The organism is Actinomycetospora chlora (assembly GCF_039542135.1).
Taxonomy (GTDB): Bacteria; Actinomycetota; Actinomycetes; order Mycobacteriales; family Pseudonocardiaceae; genus Actinomycetospora; species Actinomycetospora chlora.
On sequence record NZ_BAABHO010000031.1, the window covers coordinates 1 to 23,806 of the forward strand.

The following is a 23,806-nucleotide window of genomic DNA, read 5'->3' on the forward strand; positions in this document are numbered from 1 at the left end:
ACCACGACGGCACCTACGAGACCGTCAGCCACGACGACAACGGCTTCGCCTGACCTCTACGTGCGTGATCTTCTGAGCCATAGCTCGGAAGATCACGCACGAAGGACTCGGTGACCCACGGCCCGGACCCCCGCCGACCTCCACGGCGCGGGACCGGGCCGTCCGTCGTCACGGGCGTCGGCGTCAGCCCCGGACGAGGCGGCGGTGGAGCTCGCGGACCTCGTCGTCGAACGGGGACACCGGGCCGTTGACGCGCAGCGCCGGGGCGACCTCGATGATCGGCAGTGGGCGCACCGGCGCCGGGGCCGCGCCGAGCTCGGAGCGCCAGCGCGCGAGCTGCTCCGACGAGCTCGCGTAGAGGATCGGGCCCAGCCCCACCCACGCGTGCGCGGCCGCGCACATCGGGCAGTGCTCCCCCGAGGTGTAGACGGTGCTCGCCGCGCGCTCGTCCGGCGTCATCTCCGCGGCCGCCCAGCGGGCCAGCTCGAACTCGGGGTGCCGGGTCGCGTCGCCGCCGGCGACGCGGTTGCGGTCCTCGTGGCGCACGGCGCCGGTCGGCCCGACCAGCACCGAGCCGAACGGCTCGTCGCCGGCCTCGAGCGCCTCGGTCGCCAGCTCCACGCAGCGGCGCAGGTGGGCACGGTCGTCGTCGGTGAGCGGCACGCGCCGACCGTACTCAGGCCCGGTCGGGGCGCTGCGGCACCGAGATCACGACGTCGTCGGTGCTCGAGAAGGTGCGGTCGGGCAGCGCGTGCAGGGCGGTCAGCACGCGGTCGTCACGCTCCCCGCGGTCGGTGGCCCAGGAGATCACCTGGGTGCGGTCGGCGGGGAAGGCCATGCCCTGCAGGGCCTTGCGGACGCGGAGGTCGTCGCGGTCGGTCACGGGCACTCCTCGGTCACGAGCGATGGCCGAGCTCGGCGGCCAGCGCCTCGGGCGGGTCGGTCAGCTCGACGCGGGCGCCGTGGGCCAGGCAGCGGATGCGCAGCCGCCCGAGCACGCGGGCGAGGCCGCTGTCGCAGTGCTCGAGACCGGAGAGGTCGATCACGAGCTCGGTGCGTGCCTGCCGCTCGACGTCGGCGGCGAGGGCGCGCAGGCGTTCGCGGCCGACGCGGTCGAAGCGCCCGCGCAGGGCGAGCGCGACGCTCCCGGGCGCGTAGCGCCGGACGCCGACGGCGGCCCGGTGGTGTCCGGACGCGGCCGGGTCGGCCTGGGCGACGGCCTGGGCGACGGCGGCACGCCGGCGCCGGCCGAGGTCCTCGGGGTCGGCGACCGGGGCGGGCTCGTCGGTCCGGATGCGGACCGGAGCCTCGGTGTCGATGGTCATCGGGCCTCCTCGGACAGCCACGGGCGGCCCGCCCACGAGGGGACGGACCGCGTCGTCCGTGGCGGCGTGGAGGTCTCAACCGCCCGATCTGTCACCGTCAGGTTACCCGCAGCTACCGCCGAGCGCACCGCTCACCGTCCGGACGGCTCATCGGGTGCCCCGCGGATCGCGCGGCGGGGCCACCCCGTCGACCTCGGCGAGCAGCCGGGCGAGCTCGCCGCGCAGCTGCCGGATGCGCGCCACCGTGCGGTCGGCGTCGGGGCGCTGGCGCTCGGCCCGGAGCGCGTCGACGATCGCGAACGCGCGCTCGAACCGCGGGTCGACGGCGGCGTCGACGCGGGCGCGCCACGCGGCGGACCCGGCGCTCACGGGGTCGCCCCGCGGCGGAGTACGGACAACAGCACGGCCATCGGGCGGCTCCCCGGACGGGCGCACCGCGGACGGCGGCGCGCGGCAGGCATCTGCGCTCCGCCGCGGGCTCGAGCGGTGTGGTCTCGGTGTCGAACGGTCCCGGAGGGTCCGGCCGGCGCCTCAGCCGATGCGCGTCGCCGGTCCGCTCCCGCGCTCCCACCGCGGGCTCGGGTGGTCGCTGACCGTCCGGGTACCCGGTGAGACCGGCACCACATGCGTGCCGAGCGCCCGGAGATGTCCGGCGAACCCGTCCGGGGCCCGTCCCTCGCTGCGGGCGCTGGTGGTGACGGGCCGGGTGCGGTCGCGCACCACCCGGTGCCCGCCGCGGTCGAGCGCCGCGACGAGCGCGACGTCCTCCCCGGTCGGGTACGGCGGGAAGCCGCCGACGGCCCGGTAGGCGGCGGCCGCGACCCCGAGGCTGGCGCCGTGGACGTGGCGGTGCGGGTCGCCGCGGTCGGCGTCCGGGTCGTAGGCCGCGCGGTAGCGGAGGCGCACCGGCCGCGGGACGCCCGACCAGTCGGTCACCGCCACGGTCCCGACCCAGCCCTCCGCGCCCCGGTCGCGGGCGTCGAGCTGGGCGGCGAGCCACCCGCGGGGGACCACCGAGTCCGCGTCGGTCGTCGCGAGCCAGACCGGTGGTTCCCGTCGGGCGAGCAGCGCCGCCATCCCCGTGGCCCGGGCACGACCGACGTTGCGGGCGTCGAGGCGCAGCACCCGCACGCCGTGCCGCCGGGCGACCTCCGCGGTGTCGTCGGTGCACGCGTCGGCCACCACGAGGACGACGACCCGGGCACGCCCGCGCACCACGCCGGCCGCCGCGCGCACCGCGTGCAGGCACGCGCCGAGCAGCTCCTGCTCGTCGTGCGCCGGCACGACGACGCCCACCACGGGTCGCTGCGAGGGCCTCACCGCAGCCCCGTCTCCTGCGCCACCGAGCGGGCCGGCGGCGGGACGCGCGCGAACACCTCGAGACGGAAGTCCGCCTCGTCGTGCCGCACGGTGCGCGCGAGGGCCGGCCGCCCGGCGAGCTCGTCGTGCACCGCGCCGCCCTCGACCGGGTACTCCGGCGCCTCGCGCAGCCAGTGCACCGCGAGCAGGTGGCCGCCCGGGCGCAGGAGTCCCTCGACCGCGTTCCAGAACGCGTCCCGGTCGCCGTCGTCGAGGTAGTAGACGACCTCCGAGGCGACGACCAGGTCGAACGTGCCCCCGGGGACGTCGGCGGGCAGGGCGCCGCGAGCCACGTCCACCCCGGGGCGGCCCGCGAGCCGCGCGCGGGTGGCCTCGACGGCGCGCTCGGCGGGGTCGCGGCACACGAGCGCGTCGCACCGCTCGGCGAGCCCGACCGACAGGGCGCCGCCGGCGCAGCCGGGCTCGAACGCGCGGGCGTAGCGCATCCGCGGGAGCGAGGCGAGCACGACCGCGCGCTTGCGCTCCTCGTACCAACCACGCTCGATGCCCCACGGGTCGGCGTCGCGGGCGTAGAGGCCGTCGAAGTACTCCCGGGACAGGCTCACCGCGGCCCCCAGAGGATCTCGCTGTCGCGACGGAACCGCGCCAGCACGGCGTCCGACAGCACGGTCGCGTCGCGGGGGTCGTCCGACAGCGGCGCGATCTGGCTGGTGAACCGCGAGATCGCGACGCCCTTGGCCCGCACCGCGGTGCCCGGCAGCACCAGCCGGCGGGCGCCGTCGAACGACACCGCCCCCGGCCGCGCCCAGTGCCACAGCCACACCGGGTAGCGCCAGCAGGCCACCCCCGCGTCGGCGGCCGCGCGGGCACCGCCGGCGGCGACGGCGTCGTGGTCGGGGTGGCCGTCGCCGTCCACCGGCACGACGACGGTGTCGCCGGCGCGGAGCAGGTCGCCGAGGGCGTCGGCGACGTCGCCGGCCGCGACGGCGCTGTCGGGCAGCCGCAGCCGGGCCACCGCGGCCTCGACCCCGAGCACCGCGAGCGCGTCGCGGCGCTCCTCGGCCCGCCGCGCCGCGAGCGCGGCGGGGGTCGTCGTCGGGCTGCCGGGGTGCGAGCCCTCGCCGTCGGTGACGGCGACGACCGCCACCTCGGTGCCCGCCGCCGCCCAGACCGCGAGCGTGCCGCCGACGCCGAGCACCTCGTCGTCGGGGTGCGGGGCGACCACGACGACGCGGCCGGGCGGGCGGATCTCCCACGGGTCCCGGGCGGGCACGGTGTCCAGCCCGCCGGGCCCCCACCAGGCCTCCTCGGGCGTGCCGTGCCCCGTCAGCGACGGCGCGCTCACAGCGTCACGTCCGCATCGCCGGCGAGGGCCCCGAGCGTGGCCAGGTCGCGCTCGGCGTGGCTCTGCCGGACATAGATCTCGAGGTCGGCGACGCGCCGCGCGTGCTCGGCGTCGCGCACGAGCGGGCCGGGCCCGAGGGCGCGGCCGGTCCGGCACAGGGTGGCGTCCACGGCGGCCTCGACGACCGCGCGCACCCGCAGGGCGCGCAGGCGGGCCGTGGCGACCGGCTCGCCGGGCTCCGTGTCGAGGCTGACCGCGGCGCCGCGCAGCAGGCACCGGGCGGCGTCGAGGCCGGCGTCCACGGCGCCGAGGTGGGCCAGCCCGTGGTCGTCGAGACGGCCCTCGCGCCCGGCCCGGCGCAGCGGCGCGGCGACGCCGACGGCCCCGCCGAACCACGCCGCGGCCACGGCGACCGCGCCGTGCCAGAACCCCGGCCGGTCGAGGTAGGCCTCCGGTCCCCCGACCGCCACGGCCGCCACGTCGTCGAGGTCCACCGTCGCCGCGGCGCTGCCGCGCATGCCCGTGGCCCGCCACTCCCCCGTCGTGACGGTGAGGCCGTCCGCGGCGAGGTCGACCGCGAAGAGGCGACGGCCGTCGTCGGCGTGGGCGGTGACGAGCGCGTGCGTGCAGGGGCCGGCCGCGCCGGAGCAGAACGGCTTGCGGCCCGTCAGCCGCCAGGCGCCGTCGTCGTGGTGCGCCCGCACCTCCACCCCGGGCGGCTCGGACGCCCAGACGCCCCAGCACGAGCCGGGAGGGACGGCCGGGCCGCCGAGCTCGGCGAGGATCGTGACGGCGTCGAGGTGGGCCTCGGCGAGACGGGCGACGTCCAGGTCCCGCGCGGCGGCGTCGGCGAGGACACCGAGGTTGTGCCGGGTGCGGCCCACGCCCCGGGGTGTCGGTGCGGTCCGGAACGACCCGAGCACGGGCCGCACCGCGTCGAACGGCGTCATCGCTCTCCTCGGGCCGCGCGGAGGTGGGGGTGCGTGCGGCGGCTCGGGGCGGAGGGCTGTACCCCGGGCGCACGGTCGGGCGGGCGTCACCGGGGGCGACGCCGGGTCGGGGCCGGGCGGACCGCGCCGGGACTACCCGGACCCCGGGGACCTCACCCGTGCCCGGAGCCGGGCGGGGATCACACCGGCGCGGTCGCCACCGCCCGCTCCACCTGCGCCGCGAGGGCCACCAGCCGGGCGTCCTCACCGGGCCCGGTGACGATCTGGACCGTGAGCGGCAGCCCGCCGCGGGAGCGGGCGACCGGGACGACGGCCGCGGGGAGGCCGGTGTGGTTGAACCCCGGTGTGTGGGCGTAGAAGCGGGCGAGCGCGAGCATCGTGGGCAGCCCGCGCCGGCCCGCCCACCGCCCGATCGCCGGCGCCGGTCCCCGCGCGGGCGGGGTGAGCAGGACGTCCACGTCGAGGTCGGCGAGCAGGCGCCGCCCCCGCGCCTCGCCCTGCCGGCGCGCGGGGGCGATCGCGGCGTCGGGGATCCGCCGCCCGATCCACGCGACCTCGGCGGTGCGGGCCTCCAGCAGGCCGGGGTCGTCGACCTCGGCGGCGGCGGTGGCGACGCCGTGCAGCATGCGGGCGACGAAGCCCAGCGGCGCGGTGCCCCAGCGCGTGCGGACCTCGCGCACGTCGTGGCCCAGGTCCGCGAGGGTGTCGGCGGTGCGCCGCACGGCCGCGGCCAGCTCGGGGTCGAGCGGCAGCGCGGGCGCCACCGGCGAGGTGAGGTCGACGCCGATCCGCAGCGGCCCGGGGTCGGCCTCGGCCGCCGCCGCGAGCGGTGCCGGGAAGTCGCCGAGCAGGTCGAGGTAGAGCGCGGAGTCGGCGACCCGGCGGGTCAGGCAGCCCTGGACCGACAGCCCGTTCCAGCCGCCGCCGGGGGTGCGGCCGGCGCCGGGCTTGATGCCCACGAGCCCGCAGCAGGAGGCCGGGATGCGGATCGAGCCCGCGCCGTCGCTGGCGGTCGCGATGCCGACGGCCCCGCCCGCGACGGCGGCCGCGGAGCCGCCGGACGAGCCGCCGGGCGTGCGGCCGGGGTCGACCGGGTTGCGGGTGATCCCGAAGCGCTCGGACTCGGTGAACCCGTAGAGCGCGAGCTCGGGCAGGGTCGTGCGGCCGACCGGGACGGCGCCGGCCGCGCGCAGCGTCGTCACGACGGGGCCGTCGGCGCGGGCCGGGGTGCGCCGCGACCGCGTGCCCCAGGACGTGACGTGCCCGGCCGCGTCGAGGTCGTCCTTGAGCGCGATCGGGACGCCGAGCAGCGGGCCGTCCTCGCCCGCGGCGCGCCGGCGGTCGGCCTCCTGCGCGGCGGCGTGCGCGGCGTCCTCGTCGATCGCGACGAAGGCGTTGACCCGGGCGTCGAGCGCGCGGGCCGCCGCGACCGCGGCCGCGGCCAGCTCGACGGCGCTGACGTCCCCGCGGCGCAGGGCGGCGACCTGGGCGCGGGGGGTGTCGGCGACGAGCGCGGCGGCGTCCACGGGTGGTGAACCTAGCGCTGCCAGCCGTCGCGGACCGACGCCGCGGAGCGCCCCGGGTCGTCGCCGGCCGCGGCGAACAGGGCGGTCAGGACGGCGGGCGCGTGCTCGTCGAGCGCCGCGCCGGGCAGGACCCCGGAGATCACGAGCAGGAGCAGCCCGTGCCCGGACGCCCACTGCCGCGTGGCCACCGCGACCGGGTCCGCGGCGACGAAGCGGCCGGCCTCGACGGCGCGGGCTGCAGCCTCGACGAGCACCGTGAACGCGGCGCCCGCCGCCTCCGGGTCGGGGAGGTCGGCGGCCGCGTCGAACATGGCGCGGTAGAGCGCCGGGTGCTCGACGGCGTTCGCCGCGTAGGCGGCGCCGAGGGCGGCGAGGTCGCGGACCGGGTCGTCGGTCGCGGCGACGCCCGCGAGGCGGCGCGCGAGGCGGGCGAAGCCCTCCTGCCGCACCGCCGCCCACAGGCCCGGCATGCCGTCGAAGTGCGTGTAGACCGCCATCGTCGAGGTGCCGACCCGCGTCGCGAGACCGCGCAGGGTCACCGGCTCGCGGGCGACGAGCATCGCGGCGGCCTGCTCGATGAGCGCGGTGCGCACGGCGGGGTCGGGAGGGCGGGGCACTTGCCGAGTGTGACATAACGCTGCTATACCTCACGAGACATAACAACGCTATTCGTCACGGAGGACGCCATGCCCGTCGAGCTGCTCAACCCCGCCGGCCTGCCCGCTCCCGACGTCTACCGCCAGGTCGCGGTGGCCACGGGGACGCGCACCGTGTTCGTGTCCGGCCAGGTCGCGCGCACCGCCGACGGCACGCCCGTCGGCCCGGGCGACCTCGCCACCCAGACCGAGCAGGCGTACCGCAACGTCGCCACGGCCCTCGCGGGCGTGGGCGGCACCCTCCACGACGTCGCCAAGATGACCGTCTACGTCGTGGACCTGACGCCCGAGAAGATGGGCGCCTTCGGCGAGGGCGCGATGCGCGCGGCCATGGCCCTCGGGCAGGTCACGCCGGCCATCACACTGGTCGGCGTCACCGCACTCGGCGAGCCCGACCTCCTCGTCGAGGTCGAGGCGACGGCCGTGCTCCCCTGAGCGACGGCTACCCGAGGAACTCGAGCAGGGCGCGGTTGAACTCCTCGGCGTGGGTGGCGTTGACGCCGTGCGGCCCGCCCTCCACGACGACGGTCGTCGCGCCCTCCACGATCTCGGCGGTGCGCTTGCCGGAGACCTCGAACGGCACGATGGCGTCCGAGTCGCCGTGGATGACGAGCGTGGGCACGTCGATCCTGGCGAGGTCGTCGCGGAAGTCGGTGTAGCTGAAGGCCTTGATGCACTCGAGCGTGCCCTGGGGCGACGCGAACTCGGCGATCTCGCGGTGGTAGAGCCGCGCGGGCTCGCTGATGAGGTCCGAGCGGTTGCCGGCGGTGAAGAAGTTCGTCACGAACCCGTCGAGGAACGCCACGCGGTCGCCGGTGACGCCGTCGAGGAAGCCCTGGATGGTGGCGTCGTCGAGGCCGCCGTCGGGGTTGTCGTCGGTCTGGTGGAGGAAGGGCGGGACCGCGCTGGCGAACACCGCGCGCGCCACGCGCTCGCTGCCGTAGCGGCCGAGGTAGCGGGCGACCTCGCCACCGCCCATCGAGAACCCGACGAGCGTCGCGTCGCGGAGGTCGAGGTGGCGCAGCAGGGCGTCCAGGTCGGCGGCGAAGGTGTCGTAGTCGTAGCCCGACCAGGGCTGCGACGACGCGCCGAAGCCGCGGCGGTCGTAGGTGACGACGCGGTGGCCGGCCTCGACGAGGGCGGGCACCTGCTTCTCCCACGAGCGACCGGAGAGCGGCCAGCCGTGGATGAGCACCACGGGGCGGCCCGCGCCGTGGTCCTCGTAGTAGAGGTCGATCGGGCTGCCGTTCTCGTTCCCGACGGTGAGCGTGGGCATCTCGCAGTCCTTCCATCGTGGGCGATGTGATCGTCCACAACTGACGTACCCGGGCGAGCATTCCCGGACACGCCGACCGCTCCTCGCCGCGCCGCCGCTCGTCCCCCGGGGCTGACCACCGGCCGCCGATCGGCCGCCGCCTGATCGATCCGGTGGCGCACGAGGGAGCCGGATCGGACGTGAGCGCGTTCACTGGAGGAAGCCGCCCGGGTCCCAGGACGCCCGGCACGCACAGGAAGGGCAGCGGACATGATCACGAATCGGGAGCTGGCCCTCATCCCGGACTCCGCCCTGGAGCTGCTCGAGCCGCGGGCGACGTCGTCGGTGCCGACGCCGCGCCCGTCGACCACCCGCGGGACGGTGACGACGCGCTCGGCCGACCGTCGTGCGCCACGCCGCATGGTGCGCGCCCCGCGCCCGGCCCAGGCCTGACACCGGCCGGTCGTCAGGCGGGGTGGCGCAGCGTCACCGTCGTCCCGGTCGGTCCGGGCGACACGGTGTGGGCGGCCGCCAGCTCCTCAATGAGCGCGAGCCCGCGGCCGCGGTAGCCGCCGGAGTCCGTGGGTGCGCGCCACGATCCGGTGTCGGACACCGAGATCACCAGCGTCCTGCGCGCGGGGTCCCGCTCCGCGGAGAGCGTCATGGTGCCCGCCTCGTCCTGGCCGGCGTAGGCGTGCTCGGCCGAGTTCTCGAGGGCCTCGCTCACGGCCAGCGTCAGGTTGTCGACGGCGTCCTCGTCCTCGCCGAGCACCGCGCGCAGCCATCGCCGAACGGCACGCCGGAGGCGCCCGACGTGGGCCGGGGTCGCGGGCGCCTCGAGGTGCAACGCCTCGTCGACCTCGCCCACCGCGCCCCCTCACGACCTGTCCTGGCCGTAGGCTGTTCCCGGTGGACGCCGAGATCAATCCGCCGGCACGGGGCCGCTCGTGACCACCTTCCGCGACGCCGTCGAGAGCGGTGACATCGAGGCCGCCGTCGCCCTGCTCGCCGACGACGTCGAGTTCCACAGCCCGGTCGTGCACTCGCCGTACCGCGGCCGCGACGCCGTCGCGCCGATCCTGCAGGCGGTCGTCACGGTGTTCGAGGACTTCCGGTACGTCGGCGAGATCGACGGCGGGGACGATCACCTGCTCGTCTTCCGCGCCCACGTCGGCGACCGCGAGCTCGAGGGCATCGACCTCCTGCACCACGACGCCGACGGCGCCATCGACCGGCTCACGGTGATGATCCGCCCGCTCTCGGCGCTGCAGGCCGTGGCCGCGGCGATGCGCGAGCGCCTGACCGGCTGACCCCGTGGATCCCGTGGACCCCGCCTACGACAGCGCGCCGTGGTCCGACTTCGCCGCGGGGATGGCCGGGGCCGCGGCGGCGCTCGCCGGGCTGCTGTTCGTCGCCGTCTCGATCAACATCCGGACGATCCTCGCCGACCCCCGCATCACCCGCCGCGGCGCCCAGGCGCTGGTGCTGCTGGCGCTGCCCGTGTTCATCTCGCTCGCCCTGCTGGTCCCCGGGCAGCCGGACGTCGCCCTGGCGCTCGAGCTCCTGGCCATCTCCGTGGGCACGGCACCCTCCCTGGTCCGGGTCGCCCGGCCCGGCTCGCGGGCCGCGGAACAGCCGGTGATCTCGTGGGTGCTGGCGACGGTCCTGCCGACCGCGATCGTCGTCCTCGCCCCCGTCCTGGCCGCGGTCGGCCTGCTCACCACCTCGCTCGGCGGGTTGTACTGGCTCCCGGCCGCGGTGGCGGCCGCGCTGCTCGCCGGCCTGGTCAACGCGTGGGTGCTGCTGGTGGAGATCCTGCGCTAGATCTCCACCGGCACGCCGCGCGACGCCGGGCGGGCGGTGAGCGCGCCGAGCACGGCCGCGACGGCGAACGTCGCGAACAGCCAGCGGGCCGACGCCAGCGGGTCGCCGTCGCCGAGGGCGAGGGACACGCCGCCGAGGGCGGTGCCGACGGAGACCGCGAGCATCTGCACGGTGGTGACCGCGGCGGACGCCTTGTCGGCCTCGCCCTCGTCCTGCTCCCCGTCGGGGTCGGGCTCCGCGCCGCCGATCGCCGACGCGGCCAGGTGCGGCCACGCGGTGCCGATGCCGAACCCGCCCGCGACGAGGCCGACGGCCCACACCGCCACCGCGCCCGACCCGTCGAGGGCGACCACACCGACGGCGACGAGGACGGTGCCGGCGGCGAGAAGACCCGGTCCGGCGAGCACGCGCCACCGCGGGCGCCGGGCGGACGCGCTGATCATCTCGCCGGCGACCCAGCCCGCGCCCAGCGCGACGCCGAGGAAGCCGGCGGCGACCGGCGCCAGTCCGGCCACCTGCTGCCCGGCCAGGGGGACGAACGCTTCCACGCCCGAGACGCCGACGAGCACCGCGCTCAGCCCGTAGATCCAGCGCAGCGGCGAGCCGGGACGGAAGGTGGCGCGCGGGAGCACGGCGGCGGCCGTGCGGCGCTCGTGGGCGACGAAGCCGACGAGCAGCACGGCGGCGGCGGCCAGGCCGACGCCCGCGACGAGCAGGTCGGCGGCCAGCCCCGCCACGCTCAGCACGGCCGCGGCGGCGCCGACGAGGAGCACCGAGCCCAGGGGGAACGGCCCGGGCGACGTGCGGGCGCGGGCGCGGTGCAGCGCCGAGGGGACGATCGCGCCGATCAGCAGGCTGGCGACCACGAGGGCCCCGAACGCCCAGCGCCACTGCCCCGCCCCGGCGAGCAGCCCGCCGAGGCCGGGGCCGACGACCAGCGCGACGCCCCACATCGCGGCGATCAGCGCGCTGCCGCGCGTCCACAGCGAGCGGGGCAGCGTGATGCGGATGAGGGCGTAGCCCATGCCGGCGAGCAGCCCACCGCCGGCGCCCTGCACCAGCCGCCCGACCAGCAGCACCGGCATCGACGGGGCGACGGCGTCGATCAGCGCGCCGGCCGCGAACACCCCGAGCGCGACGAGGTAGGCCCGCCCCGCCGGGACGGCCGCCAGCACGCGGCTGGTCAGCGACGACGCCACGACGGCGGCGAGCAGGAAGACCGTGGTCGGCCAGGCGTAGAACGCCGCCCCGCCGATCTCGGCGACCGCGGACGGCAGCAGGCTCGCGGTGACGTAGGTGTCGACGGCGAACATCAGGGTGCCGCCGGCGAGCACCGTCACCGCGCCGCGGCGCCCGGGCGCGACCATCTGCGCCCAGGAGCCGGCCTGCTCACCGCCCACGGGTCAGGCCGCCCGGTCGGTCGGCGCGTCGATCACGACGCCCGACTCGAGCGCGGGCCGCGACGGCGTCTCGAGGACGCGGTCGCTGCGGTAGCGGGCGACGGGCTCGGCCTTGCGCGGCGGCCCGTCGTTGGCGATGAGCACCGCCACCCACGGCAGCGGTACCGACGCGACGACGAGCACGGCGGCCGCGATGGTCCAGCCGAACCCGAGGGCCAGCACCCCGGCCACGACCAGGCACGGGATGCGCAGGGACATGATGAGCGAGTAACGACGGCGGCGGGCGGCGAACTCCTCGGCGGGGGACACCGCCGCGCCGGTGATCAGGACCGGCTGGTCGTGACGGGTCACGACTCCCTCCTCCCCGGACCTCGTTGTCCGGTGACGATCCGGCCCGTCCGGGCCGGTACCAGGATCAACGCCCCGGGCCCGCCGGCCCATCCGTCGGGGCCGGCGGGGCGGCGGTGGGTCCCGTCACGGCCCGGGCGGGGAATCCGCTGGACCTCGCGGGCGCGTCCGGCGAGGCTCGGGGCCGTGCCCGCGCACCTGCTCGCCTTCGTCGTCGCCTGCGTCGTCGTCATCGCCGTCCCGGGCCCCAGCGTCGTGTTCGCCGTCGGCCGCGCCCTCGTCGCCGGCCGCCGCCGGGCGCTGTGCTCGGTCGCCGGCAACGCGATCGGCATCGGGCTGCAGGTGATGGCCGTCGGCGTCGGTCTCGGGGCCGTGCTCGCCGGGTCGGCCGCGGCGTTCACCGTGCTCAAGCTGGCCGGCGCGGCGTACCTGGTGCTGCTCGGGATCAGCGCGATCCGCCACCGCCACGACACGGCCGCCGCGCTGGCCGCCCCGGCCACGGCGCGCCCGCTGCCGGGCTGGTGGCGCTCGCTGCTCGACGGTCTCGTCGTCGGCCTGCTCAACCCGAAGAGCGCGGTCTTCCTCGTCGCCTTCCTCCCGCAGTTCCTCGACCCCGCCACGCCGACCGGACCGCAGGTCGTCGTGCTCGGCGTCGTCATGACGTCGATCGGGCTGCTCTTCGACAGCACCTGGGCGCTCGGGGCGGGCACGGCGCGGGCGTGGTTCGCCCGCTCGCCGCGGCGTCTCGCGGTGCTCGGGGGCGCCGGCGGGGTGGCGATGATCGGGCTGGGCGCGGGGCTCGCGACGACGTCACGCGCGGCCTGACGCGCCCGGGACCGCCGCCAGCACCGCGCCGGCCAGGGCGGCCGTGCGGGCCCGGGCGCCGGGGCACAGCGCCAGGTGGTGCACCCGCGCCACGCTGTTGACCAGCGCGAGCGCGGCGTGGACGAGCACCCGCGCCTCGTCCGGCGGCAGACCGGGACGGGCCGCGGTCAGCAGCGCGACCCACTCGCCGAGGTAGTCGCGCTGGGAGCGCCGCAGCGCGGCGCGGTCCGGGTCGGGCAGGTGGATGACCTGGGAGATCAGGACGCTGACGATCTCCGGGTTGTCGGCGACGAAGGCCGTGTAGTCGGCGGCCAGCCGCGCGAGGGCGTCGCCGGGGTCGGCGCCGCGCGCCAGGGCGTGGTGCAGCCCCAGCCACAGCGCCTCGTCACCGCGGTGCAGCACCCGCAGCAGCAGGTCGGTCTTGGTCGCGAAGTGCCGGTAGACGCTCGGGCCGGCGATGCCGGCCGCCGCACCGATGTCGGTGAGACCGACCGCGGGGTAGCCGCGCTCGCCGAACAGGCGCGTCGCCGCCGCGAGCAGCGCCTCGCGGCGCGCGGCGGGGGCGAGCACGCCGGGGCGCGCGACGTCGTCGGTCCCACCGGACGCGGGTGGCAGCGGCGCGGTCAGGACGGCCCGGGCGGCGCCCGCGAGCAGCGGCGCGAAGCGCCCCTCGTCGAGCCGGAAGCGGTGGTGCGACGGGCTGTCGAGCACCGAGAGCGCGGCCCACGACCGCAGGTCGGCGGCGTCCCCGCCCGCGTGCGCCGCGACGACGTCCGCCACCGCCCGCAGCCGGTGACGGATCGCCCGGCGCTCGTCGTCGGGGAGGTGCCCGGCCTCGCGCTCCCAGAGCAGCCCGAACTCGCGCCGCTCGAGCGCGAGCGCGGCGAGCCCGTCGAGGAGGTCGCCGCCGGGCGCGGCCACGAGCGCCTCGATGCGGACCAGGTGATCGTCGAGGACGGCGAGCAGCAGCTCCTGCTTGCCGCGGACGTGCCGGTAGAGCGCGCTCGGGGCGATGTCGACGGCCGTGGCCACGTCGGCCATGCCGACCTGGTGGTAGCCCAGCGACCAGAACCGCGCCGCGGCGGCGGCGAGGATCTGCCGGCGCCGGTCGCGCGGACGACGGCGCGTGAACGTCTGTTCGCGCCCCGTGGTCGTCACGCCGCTCGCCCCCTCGTCCACGCCTTCCCAGCGACCACATGACGTGCTTCACTGTCGGCGATCCAGCTAATCACGGTTCACATCCGAGGGGCAATCGGTGGAGATCACCCAGGCGCTGCACCGCGCCGTCCAGCAGACCCCGGACCGGCCCGCGACCGTGCTCGGCGACCGGGTGCGCACGTGGGCGGAGTGCGGCGACCGCGTCGCACGCCTTGCCGCGGCGCTGCGGGGGCTGGGCATCGGCGACGGCGACCGCGTCGCGATGCTCTCGCTGAACTCCGACCGCTTCCACGAGTACCTGTTCGCGGTGCCGTGGGCGGGCGGCGTCGTCACGCCGGTGAACATCCGCTGGAGCCCGGCCGAGATCGCCTTCTCGCTCGAGGACGCGGGCGTGACGGTCCTGCTCGTCGACGACACCTTCCTGCCGGCCGTGCCCGCGATCCGCGCCGCGGCGCCCGTGCTCCGCACGGTCGTCCACTGCGGCGACGGCGCCCCGCCCGAGGGCACCGTGGGGTTCGAGGAGCTCGTGGCCGGCCACGAGCCGGTCGACGACGCGCGCCGCGGCGGGGCCGAGCCCTACGGCATCTACTACACCGGCGGGACGACGGGGACGCCCAAGGGCGTCGTCCTCTCGCACGCCAACCTGCTCGCGTCGGCCCTGGGCAGCACGGCCTCCGGCGCCTTCACGAGCCCCGGCGGGCGCTACCTGCACGCGGCGCCGATGTTCCACCTCGCCGACGGCGCGGCCTGGGTGGCGCGCAACGTCGTGGGCGGCACGCACGTGATCGTCCCGATGTTCACCCCCGCCGGCGTGGCCGAGGCGATCGCCCGCCACGAGGTCACCGACGTCCTGCTCGTGCCGACGATGGTGCAGATGCTGGTGGACGCGCCCGAGGCCGCCGACGCCGACCTCTCGAGCCTGCGTCACCTGCTCTACGGCGCCTCGCCGATCTCCGAGGCCGTCCTGGAACGGGCCGCCAAGCGCCTGCCCGCGGCCGAGTTCACCCAGGCGTACGGGATGACCGAGCTCTCGCCGGTCGCCACGCTGCTGCTGCCGGCCGACCACGGCGTCGACCGGCTGCGACGCTCGGCGGGCCGGGCGGCGCCGCACTCGGAGGTCCGCATCGTCGACGAGGACGACCGCGAGGTCCCGCGCGGCACGGTCGGCGAGATCGTCGCGCGCGGCCCGCACGTGATGCTCGGGTACTGGAACCGCCCGGAGGAGACCGCGACGGCACTGCGCGGCGGCTGGATGCACACCGGCGACGGCGGGACCATGGACGACGAGGGCTACGTCTACGTCGTCGACCGCATCAAGGACATGATCGTCTCCGGCGGCGAGAACGTGTACTCGGTCGAGGTCGAGAACGCCCTGGCCAAGCACCCGGACGTCGCGACCTGCGCGGTGATCGGCGTGCCCGACGACGAGTGGGGCGAGCGGGTGCACGCCGTGGTCGTGCCGGTGCCGGGCGCCGCCCCGGGGGCCGACGAGCTGCGCGAGCACGTCAAGGGGCTGATCGCGGGCTACAAGGCGCCGCGCACCGTGGAGCTGCGGGACGCGCTGCCCGTCTCGGGCGCCGGGAAGATCCTCAAGCGCGAGCTCCGCGCGGAGCACTGGCCGCGCGGCGACCGCGGGGTGTCCTGACGGGTCACCCCGCTTGCGGCCGCGGAAGGCGGGGTCGGAAACTTCGTCGTGTGAGTGAGCGCATGACTCCCCTGGAGCTCGACGACCTCGGCGTCGCCTCGGCGCTGCCCCGCCCGGGCGGCAAGGACCAGATCCTCGGCGTCCCCTACCGGCCGGTGCAGTTCCTCGACGACGACCTGCCCAGTGCTCTCGAGCGCGCGGCGACGTGGCTGCGCGAGGTCGAGCAGTGGCTGGGTGAGGCCCCCGACGTCATCGCCGTGCACCTCGACCACGACGAGACGCAGGACTCCCCGTACTTCGACCTGACGATCCTGTGCAACGAGGAGGACCTGGCCGGCGTGCCCATCGCGGTGCGCGAGCGCGACGCCGGGGCGTCCCGCCCCGCCTGATCCGGGCACGGATCGCCCGACGCGGTGGTCCTCGGGAGATTCACCGAACACGGCGTATCTCCTACCTCCGGTAACTGTTACCTTCCGTCGCAGACACGACGGAGGGGGTCCGGCATGGGCATCGTGCGGTCGCGGCGCAGCGGAGCGCGGCACGCCGACGACGGGTTCTTCGGGCCCGGGTCGGTGACGTGGAAGGTCTGGTCGTACCCGACGTCCCCCGCGCTGGGGTTCCTGCGCGCGGTGGTCGTCGAGGAGCTCGACCCGTTCCTGCTGGCCTCGGTCGAGCAGTCCGGGCAGGTCAAGGCCCGCCCGCGGCTGCGCTACGACCGCACGATGCAGTACTTCGCGACGATCAAGTTCGGAGACACCGCGTCGGTCCTGGCCGCGGCCGACACCCTGATGAAGATCCACGCACGGGCCGTCGGCACCGACCCGGTCACCGGCCGCGAGTACGACGCCAACGACCCCGCCTCGCAGCTGTGGATCCACCTCACGGCGTGGCACTCGATCCTCTACACCTACGAGGTGTTCGGGCCGGGCAAGCTCACGCCCGCCGAGGAGGAGCAGTACTGGCTGGAGTGCGCCCGCGCCGCGGAGTTCCAGACGATCGACCCCGCCGACGTCCCCCGCACCCGCGCGGACGTCCGGGCCTACTTCGCGTCCTACCGCCCGCGGCTCATCGCCTCGGAGTCCGCGCAGAGCATGATGGACTTCCTGCTCGACGCCGACGCGATCGTGCTCCCGCCCGAGCTGCCGGCGCCGCTGCGGCGGCTGTTCACGGCCGTCACGCGGCGCGCGGTGATCGCGACGCTGCCCCGCTGGATGCGCCGCCTCGGCGGCACGCCCCAGCCCGGCGTCGTGGACGCCCTCGCCGTCGCGCTCACCCGTCCGGTGATCCGGCTGGTCGCGGCCTCGACGACGCTGCAGCTCGCCGTGCTGCGCGCGGCCTCGCCGCGCACGGTGCCGGTGCTCGAGCCGGTCCTGCGACGCACCCCGTCGCGCCGCCCCGGCGTGACGCGCCCCGCCGAGGCGTACGCCGTCCACGGGCCGACGCCGCGCGAGCAGTACACGGCGCTGCTCGAGGCCCGGGCGCGCCGGCAGGGCCCGGCGCCCTACCCGCCCGCACACCGCGAGCCGCTGCTCGACTTCGCCTGACGGTCAGCGCAGGTCGGCGATCTTGCGCTGCAGCACCGCGCGCTCGCGCTCGTTGCCGCAGCGCGCGGCCGCGACCGTGAGCTCCCGGCGGGCCTCGTCGGGGCGCCCGAGGCGGGCGAGCAGCTCGCCGCGCACGGTCGGCAGCAGGTGCGACCCGGCCAGCGCGTCCGCCGCGGCGAGCCCGTCGACGATCGGGAGCGCCGCGGCCGGGCCCTCGGCCATCGACACCGCCACGGCGCGGTTGAGGTCGACCACGGCCGACGGGCCGAGACGGCCGAGAGCGGTGTAGAGCGCGACGATCCGTGGCCAGTCGGTCTCGGCGACCGAGGGCGCGACCGCGTGGCACTCGGCGATCGCGGCCTGCAGCCCGTAGGCGCCGAGGCCCCGCCCGGCCGCGTGCGCCCGGGCCAGGGCGGCGCGGCCCCGCGTGATCGCCGCCCGGTCCCACCGCCGGCGGTCCTGGTCCTCGAGCAGCACCGGTTCCCCGTCCGCCCCGGTGCGCGCCGGGAAGCGCGCCGCGGTCAGCTCGAGGAGCGCGTCGAGCGCGTGCACCTCCGGCTCGTCGGGCACGAGACGCGCGAGCACGCGGGCCAGGCGCTGCGCCTCCGCGGCGAGGTCGAGCCGCACGAGCCGGTCGCCCGACGTCGCCGACGACCCCTCGGTGAAGATCACGTAGACGACGCTGAGGACGGTGCCGAGACGCTCGGCGCGCTCGGCGGCCGGCGGCACCGCGAACGGCACCCCGGCCGCCGCCAGCGCCTTCTTGGCCCGCGTGATCCGTGCCTGCACCGTCGCGGTCGGGACGAGGAACGCGCGGGCGATCTCGTCGCTGGTCAGGCCGCCGACCACCCGCAGGGTCAGCGCGACGCGGGCCTCCCGCGCGAGCACCGGGTGGCAGGAGACGAAGACGAGCGCGAGGACGTCGTCGTCGATGCGGTCCGGGTCCCACAGCACGTCGTCACCGCCCTCCCCGTCGGGTGCCGCCCCGGCGGCCGCGCCGCCCTCGCCCAGGTCGCGGGCGAGGGCGGCGTAGCGCTCGTCGCGGGCCGCGCGCCGGCGGAAGGCGTCGATCGCCCGCCGCCGGCCCGTGGTCAGCAGCCAGCCCGCCGGGTTCTGCGGGACGCCGTCGCGCGGCCAGCCGACCAGCGCCTCGGCGAGGGCCTCCTGCGCGAGGTCCTCGGCGAGCGCGAAGTCGCCGGTGTAGCGCGCGAGGGCGCCGACGATCCGTGGCGCGTCGATCCGCCACACGGCGGCGACGGCCTCCCGTCCGGCGTCGTGGCTCAGAGCTGGCCCGTCGCCTCGCGCCACGCCCGCTCCTTCCGGATCCACTCGTTGTCCTGCGGGAACTCGTCGATCGAGACCACCCGCCGGATCTCGGTCTTGAAGCCGGCGTGGACGCCCGGCGCCCGCTTGGCCCACTCGACGGCCTCCTCCTTCGACGCGACGTTGAGCAGGTAGAAGCCGCCGAAGAGCTCGTGGGTCTCTCCGTAGGGGCCGTCGGTGACCACGGGCGGCTCGCTCGAGTGGTCCACCACGACGGTGTCGGCCGGGTCGTCCAGGCCCTCCGCGGCCAGCAGCACGCCCGCCCGGATCATCTCCTCGTGGAAGCGGCCCATCGCCTCGAGCATCTCGTCCATGTCGACGTCCGCGACCGCCGCCCAGCCCTCGTCGGTCGCCCGCATGATCAGCATGTACTTCATCGGTCTCTCCCCTGGTCGCCGGGCCCGCCACCGGACCCTTTCCACCCCCGGGTCGAACAGCGCGGACGCCGATCGACAGCCGCCGACCACGAATTCCGGGTGCTCCGTTCCGATCACGCGTCGTCATCGTTCGGACCCGTGCGCTGCGCGCAAGGCGACCGATAGTGTCCTACGGGTGATTGCGGAGGCTCGAGAGCTACCGGGAGTAGTCCCCGGTGCGCCGCGAGCCGCGCGCTTCCAGCAGCTGACCGAGCAGCTCTCACGAGGTCTCACTCCCCGCGACATCGGCCGGCTCACCGCGACCACGGCCGCGACGCTCATCGGCGCCGACGCCTGCGCCGCCTACGCCCGCGGGGAGGGCGCCGACGAGCTCGTGGCGCTGCACCACAACGGCTGGGCCGGGTCGGCGCCCGAGCGCTACCTGCGGGTCCCGCTGCACGCCGGGCGCCCGATGTCGGACGCGGTGCTGAGCGGGCGTCCGGTCTGGCTCGAGGACGCCGAGCAGTGGCGGGCCCGCTACCCCGAGATGGCCCCGCTCGGCGTGTCCGAGGGCCACCAGGCGTGCGCGTGCCTGCCGCTGCGCGTCGAGGACCGCGACCTCGGCGCGGTGATCTTCAGCTTCTACCGGCCCCGCGCGTTCGACCACGACGAGCGGGAGTTCCTCCTCGCCGTCGCCGCGCTGTGCGCCCAGGCGCTCGACCGCGCCCGGCTCTTCGCCGCCGAGCAGGCCGCGCGCGCCGCCGCCGAGCGCGAGCGCGACCGCATGGCGTTCCTGGCCCGGGCGGGCCGGCTCCTGGAGGGGCCGCTGTCGGTGGAGGAGCGGCTCCGCGGGCTGGCCGACCTCTGCGTGACGGGCATCGCCGACTGGTCGGCGGTGCACCTGTTGCGCGGGTCGCGCGTCGAGAAGGTCGCCACGGCCCACCTGGATCCGGCGAAGATCGCGTTCGTCGACCGTCTCGAGCGGCGCTACCCGCCGGACCCGGACGCCCGCGGCGGGCCCGTCGAGGTCGCCCGGACCGGCGTACCCGTGGTGCTGCCGGACATCCCCGACGAGATGCTCGTGGCGTCGGCGGTCGACGAGACCCACCTCGAGCTGATCCGTGCCCTCGGGATGCGGTCGGCGATCGTCGTCCCGCTGCAGGTCCGCGGACGGACCCTCGGCGCGCTGACGCTGGTGCACGCCGAGTCCGGCGAGCGCTTCGGCGAGGAGGACCTGGTGTTCGTGGGCCGGCTCGCGGCCCTCGCCGCGCTGGCGCTCGACAACGCCGCCCTCTACGAGCAGCAGCGCCTGGTCGCGCGGACCCTGCAGACCGCGCTGCTGCCCGCCGAGCTGCCCACGGTCCCGGGCCTGTCCCTCGCGGGCCGCTACCGGCCGCCGAGCCCCGACCTCACCGACGTGTACGTCGGCGGCGACCTCTACGACGTCCACGAGGACGAGGACCGTCACCGGTGGGGCCTCACCGTCGCCGACGTGTGCGGCAAGGGCCCCGAAGCGGCGGCGATGACCTCCCTGATCCGGCACACCGTGCACGCCGAGGTGCGCCACGGCCTCGCGCCCGCGGAGGTCGTGCGGCGGGTCAACGCGGCGGTGCTGCGCCACCACGGGCCGGCGCGCGCCCGCTTCGCCACGCTGGCCCACGGCGTCCTCACCGTCGACCCGGCGGGCGCCACCGTCACCCTGGTCAACGGCGGCCATCCCCCGCCCCTCGTGCTGCGCGGCGGCCGCACCGAGTGGGTCGAGGCCCCCGGCACGCTCGTCGGCGTCTACCCCGACCTCGACCTCGCCGAGGTCGAGGTCCGGCTCGGCCCCGGCGACGTCCTGCTGCTCTACACCGACGGCGTCACCGAGGCCCGGGGCCCCGAGGGCTGGTTCGGTGCGGACCGGCTCGCGGCGCTCGTGGCGACGCTCGCGGGCGCCTCGGCGGAGGAGGTCGCGGACGGCGTCCTGGCGGCGGTGACCGACTTCCAGCGCGGGCGGCTCCGGGACGACGTCGCGCTCCTCGTGGTGCGGGCCGGCCCGTGAGCGCGTCCAGCGACCCCACCGGCGTCCTGCGCGTCGATCGCACGACCCACCCCGACCGGACCGAGCTCGTCCTGCACGGCGAGCTCGCCACCGACACCCTGCCGACCGCGCGGGACGAGGTGGCGGCGGCCGAGGCGGACGCCCCGCCCGTGCTGGTGCTCGACCTCGCGCCGCTGGACTACGTCGACAGCTCCGGCGTGCGGCTGGTGCTGCTCGCCCAGCACGTCGCGACCGAGCAGGGCCGTCGCCTCGCGGTGCGGCTCGGGCACGGGCACACCCGCCGGGTGTTCGACGTGCTGGGCCTCACCGCGCGGCTCGACGTCATCGATCGGGAGAGCGGGGACCCGGCCGGGTCTCCCTGATGCCGGTCCGGCCGGTGGTGGGGGACGATCACCACGGTCACGGACACGAAGGTAGGAGGACCGATGAGCGACCTCGACGTCGACGTCCTGGTGATCGGCGCCGGGCCGGTCGGCGAGAACGTCGCGGACCGCGCCCACCAGCAGGGACTCTCGGCGGCGATCGTCGAGTCGCGCCTGGTCGGGGGCGAGTGCTCCTACTACGCGTGCATCCCCTCGAAGGCGCTGCTGCGGCCCGTGGACCTCTATGCCGCGACGCAGCGCATGCCCGGGGTGGCCGAGGCGATCACCGGCGGCGTCGACGTCGACGCGGTGCTCGCGCGGCGCGACCAGTTCGCCGGCGAGGACGACTCGTCCCAGGCCGACTGGCTCTCCGGCGCCGGCATCACGCTGCTGCGCGGCCACGGGCGCCTCACCGGCGAGCGGGCGGCCGAGGTCACCCACCACGACGGGACGACCACCTCCGTCGCGGCCCGGTACGTCGTCGTCGCCACCGGCTCGACGCCCGCGCTGCCGCCGATCGACGGCCTGGACCAGGTGAACGCCTGGACCAACCAGGAGGCCACGCAGGTCAAGGAGATCCCGGCGTCGCTGCTGATCCTCGGCGGCGGGGTCGTCGGCGCCGAGATGGCCACCGCGTTCCAGCGTCTCGGCGCCCGGGTGACGCTGGTCCAGCACGGCGACCGGATCCTGCCGACGACCGAGCCCGAGGCGGGCCGGCGGGTGCAGGCCGCGCTCGAGGCCGACGGCGTCGACGTGCGGCTCTCGACGTCGATGACGGCGGTGCGGCGCGACGGGCCCGACGTGGTGGCCACGCTGGACGACGGGTCCGAGGTGCGCGGGGCCGAGCTGCTCGTGGCCGCCGGACGCAAGCCCGCCACCACCGACATCGGCGTCGACACCGTCGGGCTCGAGCCGGGCAAGCCGCTCCCGGCCGACGACACGACCACGGTGCTCGGCGACTGGCTCTACGCCGTCGGCGACGCCAGCACCGGGGCGAAGCTGACGCACATGGGCAAGTACCAGGCGCGGATCTGCGGCGACGTGGTCGTGGCGCGGTCGCGGGGCGAGGAGCTCGGCGGCCGGTACTCGCACCACGCCACCACGGCCGAGCACACCGCCGTCCCGCAGGTGATCTTCACCGACCCGCAGGTCGCGGCCGTCGGCTACACCGAGGCCGGCGCCCGCGACGCGGGCCTGCCGGTGCGGGCGGTGAGCTACGAGATCGGCAGCGTCGCCGGCGGGTCACTGCAGGCCGACGGGTACGACGGCTTCGCGACGATCGTGGTCGACACCGACCGCGGCGTGATCGTCGGCGCGACGTTCGTCGGGCAGGACGTGGCGGACATGGTCCACGCGGCCACCATCGCCGTGGTCGGCGAGGTGCCGCTCGAGCGTCTCTGGCACGCCGTCCCGTCGTTCCCGACGATGAGCGAGGTCTGGCTGCGGCTGCTGGAGGCCTACGGGCTGTAGCCCGCCGGCAGTGCCGCGAGGGCCTGCTCGATCTCGTGGTGGTGGTACGCGCGCGGGGTGACGCGGGCGCCGGTGCGGTGGTCCCGGTGCCCCGTCGCCATGCCGCACCACCCGCACCCGCCGGCGGCGTCGAGCACGGCCCGCGACTCGACGTCCCGCCGCCGGGCGGCGACTGCGTCGCGCTCACGCCGGTCGCGCTGCTGCCGCGTCCGGTCCCAGACCCACCACAGCCCGAACGGCACCGCGAGGATCGCCGCCGTGATCAGCAGCCACTTGACGACGACGAGCACGAGCCCGATCACGAGCAGCAGGCCCACGACCGCGGCCGCCGGGCTCCCCTGGGACCGTCGCGCCACGTCAGCACCACCACTTGCGCGCGCAGTAGCCGCCGGTGAGGGCGCCGTCGGGCAGGCCGCTGTCGCCGTCCCCGACGTGCACGTCCACGTCGACGTCGCCCCCGCTGCCGGTGGGCGCGGTGTCGGGCGTCCCGGCGCAGTCGCGATCGCCGTGGTCGGCGGCACGGAGCTCGGCGAGGTAGGCCGGGCTCGCGTCGTTCCGACCCCCCTCGTAGATCCCGACGCTCGGCGACGACACGAGGAGCGCACCGACGTCCGTCGACCCGGTCGTCTCGACGCGGCGCAGGAGGCGGCCGTAGCGGTCGGTGTCGCGCGGGCCGTCGGCGATCAGCCGCACCCGGCTGCTGCTGACGTACGTCTCGAGCAGGTCCTTGGCCTCGCGACCGCCGCGGGTGCCCATCTCGCACGCGTCGATGCCGAGCAGCCGGACCCGCCGGCCGCCCTCGATCTCCAGGGTGTCGCCGTCGACGACGTCGGTGACGGTGGCCGGTTCGCCCTCCTCGGCCGACGCGCTCGAGGTCGTGGGCGCCGCACTCGAGACCGGGGCGCGGCTCGTCGAGGACGTGGTCGTCGACGTGGTGGCCGGGCTCGCGATCGGCGTGGACGACGACGCGGGCCGGGCACCGGATCCGAGGTCCCGGGCCGCGACGAGCAGGAACACCACCGCCGCGATCCCCAGCCACACCTTGTACGCCGTGCGCACCGAGCCCTCCCGACGAGATCCACACCGATCCTGTGGTGGCGGATTCGTCCGGACCGCGCGGTCTGTTACCG

At 76.6% G+C, this 23,806-nt stretch carries 30 protein-coding genes; 11 read left to right on the forward strand and 19 right to left on the reverse strand.

The window, feature by feature from the left end:
- Positions 1 to 183 precede the first annotated feature (183 nt).
- The 10 genes from ABD994_RS18740 to ABD994_RS18785 all read right to left on the reverse strand — a co-directional run bounded on the left by ABD994_RS18740 (position 184) and on the right by ABD994_RS18785 (position 7,083).
- Positions 184 to 663, reverse strand: a complete 480-nt coding sequence (locus tag ABD994_RS18740; protein ID WP_345418304.1) for a nucleoside deaminase — start codon at positions 661 to 663, stop codon at positions 184 to 186.
- Positions 664 to 676: 13 nt separating this feature from the next.
- Positions 677 to 883 carry a DUF2795 domain-containing protein gene (locus ABD994_RS18745; RefSeq protein ID WP_345418307.1) on the reverse strand — a complete coding sequence of 69 codons (207 nt, stop codon included), beginning with the start codon at positions 881 to 883 and terminating at the stop codon, positions 677 to 679.
- Positions 884 to 896: 13 nt separating this feature from the next.
- A complete protein-coding gene (locus ABD994_RS18750) occupies positions 897 to 1,325 on the reverse strand; it encodes an STAS domain-containing protein (protein ID WP_345418310.1) in 429 nt (142 codons plus the stop codon).
- 147 nt (positions 1,326 to 1,472) lie between these two features.
- Positions 1,473 to 1,694 (reverse strand): hypothetical protein, encoded by a 222-nt coding sequence (locus ABD994_RS18755; RefSeq protein WP_345418313.1) that lies wholly within the window; start codon positions 1,692 to 1,694, stop codon positions 1,473 to 1,475.
- Between the two features lie 162 nt (positions 1,695 to 1,856).
- Complete coding sequence (locus ABD994_RS18760; protein WP_345418316.1) at positions 1,857 to 2,645, reverse strand: glycosyltransferase family 2 protein; 789 nt, start codon at positions 2,643 to 2,645, stop codon at positions 1,857 to 1,859.
- A complete protein-coding gene (locus tag ABD994_RS18765) occupies positions 2,642 to 3,250 on the reverse strand; it encodes a class I SAM-dependent methyltransferase (protein WP_345418319.1) in 609 nt (202 codons plus the stop codon). The genes ABD994_RS18760 and ABD994_RS18765 overlap by 4 nt, the downstream gene beginning before the upstream one ends.
- Positions 3,247 to 3,990, reverse strand: a complete 744-nt coding sequence (locus ABD994_RS18770) for a PIG-L deacetylase family protein (protein ID WP_345418322.1) — start codon at positions 3,988 to 3,990, stop codon at positions 3,247 to 3,249. The genes ABD994_RS18765 and ABD994_RS18770 overlap by 4 nt, the downstream gene beginning before the upstream one ends.
- Positions 3,987 to 4,940 (reverse strand): acyl-CoA dehydrogenase family protein, encoded by a 954-nt coding sequence (locus ABD994_RS18775; RefSeq protein ID WP_345418325.1) that lies wholly within the window; start codon positions 4,938 to 4,940, stop codon positions 3,987 to 3,989. Before ABD994_RS18775 ends, ABD994_RS18770 begins: the two co-directional genes overlap by 4 nt.
- A gap of 179 nt (positions 4,941 to 5,119) precedes the next feature.
- Positions 5,120 to 6,466, reverse strand: a complete 1,347-nt coding sequence (locus ABD994_RS18780) for an amidase (RefSeq protein ID WP_345418328.1) — start codon at positions 6,464 to 6,466, stop codon at positions 5,120 to 5,122.
- Positions 6,467 to 6,477: 11 nt separating this feature from the next.
- Positions 6,478 to 7,083 (reverse strand): TetR/AcrR family transcriptional regulator, encoded by a 606-nt coding sequence (locus ABD994_RS18785; protein ID WP_345418331.1) that lies wholly within the window; start codon positions 7,081 to 7,083, stop codon positions 6,478 to 6,480.
- Between the two features lie 69 nt (positions 7,084 to 7,152).
- Here ABD994_RS18785 and ABD994_RS18790 point away from each other — a divergent pair, with 69 nt between their 5' ends.
- Positions 7,153 to 7,557, forward strand: coding sequence for a RidA family protein (locus tag ABD994_RS18790; RefSeq protein ID WP_345418334.1), 405 nt, complete (start codon positions 7,153 to 7,155; stop codon positions 7,555 to 7,557).
- A gap of 7 nt (positions 7,558 to 7,564) precedes the next feature.
- Here ABD994_RS18790 and ABD994_RS18795 read toward each other — a convergent pair whose 3' ends face one another.
- The gene (locus ABD994_RS18795; RefSeq protein WP_345418337.1) at positions 7,565 to 8,398 is read right to left on the reverse strand and encodes an alpha/beta fold hydrolase; all 834 of its coding nucleotides are present in this window, start codon (positions 8,396 to 8,398) and stop codon (positions 7,565 to 7,567) included.
- Positions 8,399 to 8,647: 249 nt separating this feature from the next.
- Here ABD994_RS18795 and ABD994_RS18800 point away from each other — a divergent pair, with 249 nt between their 5' ends.
- On the forward strand, positions 8,648 to 8,830 hold the full coding sequence (locus ABD994_RS18800) for a hypothetical protein (RefSeq protein WP_345418340.1): 183 nt from the start codon (positions 8,648 to 8,650) through the stop codon (positions 8,828 to 8,830).
- 13 nt (positions 8,831 to 8,843) lie between these two features.
- Here the strand turns inward: ABD994_RS18800 and ABD994_RS18805 are convergent, their stop codons facing one another.
- Positions 8,844 to 9,245 carry an ATP-binding protein gene (locus tag ABD994_RS18805; protein ID WP_345418343.1) on the reverse strand — a complete coding sequence of 134 codons (402 nt, stop codon included), beginning with the start codon at positions 9,243 to 9,245 and terminating at the stop codon, positions 8,844 to 8,846.
- A gap of 79 nt (positions 9,246 to 9,324) precedes the next feature.
- On the opposite strand from ABD994_RS18805, the gene ABD994_RS18810 reads away from it, so the two are divergent.
- Complete coding sequence (locus tag ABD994_RS18810) at positions 9,325 to 9,687, forward strand: nuclear transport factor 2 family protein (RefSeq protein WP_345418346.1); 363 nt, start codon at positions 9,325 to 9,327, stop codon at positions 9,685 to 9,687.
- 13 nt (positions 9,688 to 9,700) lie between these two features.
- Complete coding sequence (locus ABD994_RS18815) at positions 9,701 to 10,201, forward strand: hypothetical protein (RefSeq protein WP_345418348.1); 501 nt, start codon at positions 9,701 to 9,703, stop codon at positions 10,199 to 10,201.
- Here ABD994_RS18815 and ABD994_RS18820 read toward each other — a convergent pair.
- On the reverse strand, positions 10,198 to 11,601 hold the full coding sequence (locus ABD994_RS18820) for an MFS transporter (RefSeq protein WP_345418351.1): 1,404 nt from the start codon (positions 11,599 to 11,601) through the stop codon (positions 10,198 to 10,200). The genes ABD994_RS18815 and ABD994_RS18820 overlap by 4 nt on opposite strands.
- Positions 11,602 to 11,604: 3 nt before the next feature.
- Complete coding sequence (locus ABD994_RS18825; RefSeq protein ID WP_345418354.1) at positions 11,605 to 11,952, reverse strand: DUF3099 domain-containing protein; 348 nt, start codon at positions 11,950 to 11,952, stop codon at positions 11,605 to 11,607.
- Between the two features lie 183 nt (positions 11,953 to 12,135).
- On the opposite strand from ABD994_RS18825, the gene ABD994_RS18830 reads away from it, so the two are divergent.
- Positions 12,136 to 12,774, forward strand: a complete 639-nt coding sequence (locus ABD994_RS18830) for a LysE family translocator (RefSeq protein WP_345418357.1) — start codon at positions 12,136 to 12,138, stop codon at positions 12,772 to 12,774.
- On the opposite strand, the gene ABD994_RS18835 is transcribed toward ABD994_RS18830, so the two are convergent.
- Positions 12,760 to 13,932, reverse strand: coding sequence for a TetR/AcrR family transcriptional regulator (locus tag ABD994_RS18835; protein ID WP_345418360.1), 1,173 nt, complete (start codon positions 13,930 to 13,932; stop codon positions 12,760 to 12,762). The genes ABD994_RS18830 and ABD994_RS18835 overlap by 15 nt on opposite strands.
- 97 nt (positions 13,933 to 14,029) lie before the next feature.
- Here ABD994_RS18835 and ABD994_RS18840 point away from each other — a divergent pair, with 97 nt between their 5' ends.
- The 3 genes from ABD994_RS18840 (at position 14,030) to ABD994_RS18850 (ending at position 17,121) form a co-directional block, all read left to right on the forward strand.
- On the forward strand, positions 14,030 to 15,577 hold the full coding sequence (locus ABD994_RS18840) for an acyl-CoA synthetase (protein WP_345418363.1): 1,548 nt from the start codon (positions 14,030 to 14,032) through the stop codon (positions 15,575 to 15,577).
- Positions 15,578 to 15,639: 62 nt separating this feature from the next.
- The gene (locus ABD994_RS18845) at positions 15,640 to 15,966 is read left to right on the forward strand and encodes a hypothetical protein (RefSeq protein WP_345418367.1); all 327 of its coding nucleotides are present in this window, start codon (positions 15,640 to 15,642) and stop codon (positions 15,964 to 15,966) included.
- A gap of 114 nt (positions 15,967 to 16,080) precedes the next feature.
- Positions 16,081 to 17,121, forward strand: a complete 1,041-nt coding sequence (locus ABD994_RS18850) for an oxygenase MpaB family protein (protein ID WP_345418370.1) — start codon at positions 16,081 to 16,083, stop codon at positions 17,119 to 17,121.
- Between the two features lie 3 nt (positions 17,122 to 17,124).
- On the opposite strand, the gene ABD994_RS18855 is transcribed toward ABD994_RS18850, so the two are convergent.
- Together ABD994_RS18855 and ABD994_RS18860 are read right to left on the reverse strand one after the other, a co-directional pair.
- Positions 17,125 to 18,429: an RNA polymerase sigma factor gene (locus ABD994_RS18855; RefSeq protein WP_425550080.1), complete on the reverse strand. Its 1,305-nt coding sequence runs from the start codon at positions 18,427 to 18,429 to the stop codon at positions 17,125 to 17,127.
- Entirely contained in the window at positions 18,402 to 18,821 is a 420-nt protein-coding gene (locus tag ABD994_RS18860) for a YciI family protein (RefSeq protein ID WP_345418373.1), read from the reverse strand. The genes ABD994_RS18855 and ABD994_RS18860 overlap by 28 nt, the downstream gene beginning before the upstream one ends.
- Before the next feature lie 175 nt (positions 18,822 to 18,996).
- On the opposite strand from ABD994_RS18860, the gene ABD994_RS18865 reads away from it, so the two are divergent.
- The 3 genes from ABD994_RS18865 to ABD994_RS18875 all read left to right on the forward strand — a co-directional run bounded on the left by ABD994_RS18865 (position 18,997) and on the right by ABD994_RS18875 (position 22,676).
- Positions 18,997 to 20,844, forward strand: coding sequence for a GAF domain-containing SpoIIE family protein phosphatase (locus ABD994_RS18865; protein ID WP_345418376.1), 1,848 nt, complete (start codon positions 18,997 to 18,999; stop codon positions 20,842 to 20,844).
- Complete coding sequence (locus ABD994_RS18870) at positions 20,841 to 21,206, forward strand: STAS domain-containing protein (RefSeq protein WP_345418379.1); 366 nt, start codon at positions 20,841 to 20,843, stop codon at positions 21,204 to 21,206. Before ABD994_RS18865 ends, ABD994_RS18870 begins: the two co-directional genes overlap by 4 nt.
- A gap of 63 nt (positions 21,207 to 21,269) precedes the next feature.
- The gene (locus ABD994_RS18875) at positions 21,270 to 22,676 is read left to right on the forward strand and encodes a dihydrolipoyl dehydrogenase family protein (protein WP_345418382.1); all 1,407 of its coding nucleotides are present in this window, start codon (positions 21,270 to 21,272) and stop codon (positions 22,674 to 22,676) included.
- Here the strand turns inward: ABD994_RS18875 and ABD994_RS18880 are convergent.
- Entirely contained in the window at positions 22,664 to 23,032 is a 369-nt protein-coding gene (locus ABD994_RS18880; protein WP_345418385.1) for a hypothetical protein, read from the reverse strand. The two genes, ABD994_RS18875 and ABD994_RS18880, sit on opposite strands and share 13 nt — an antisense overlap.
- A 1-nt stretch (position 23,033) precedes the next feature.
- Complete coding sequence (locus ABD994_RS18885; protein ID WP_345418388.1) at positions 23,034 to 23,735, reverse strand: thermonuclease family protein; 702 nt, start codon at positions 23,733 to 23,735, stop codon at positions 23,034 to 23,036.
- Positions 23,736 to 23,806 lie beyond the last annotated feature (71 nt).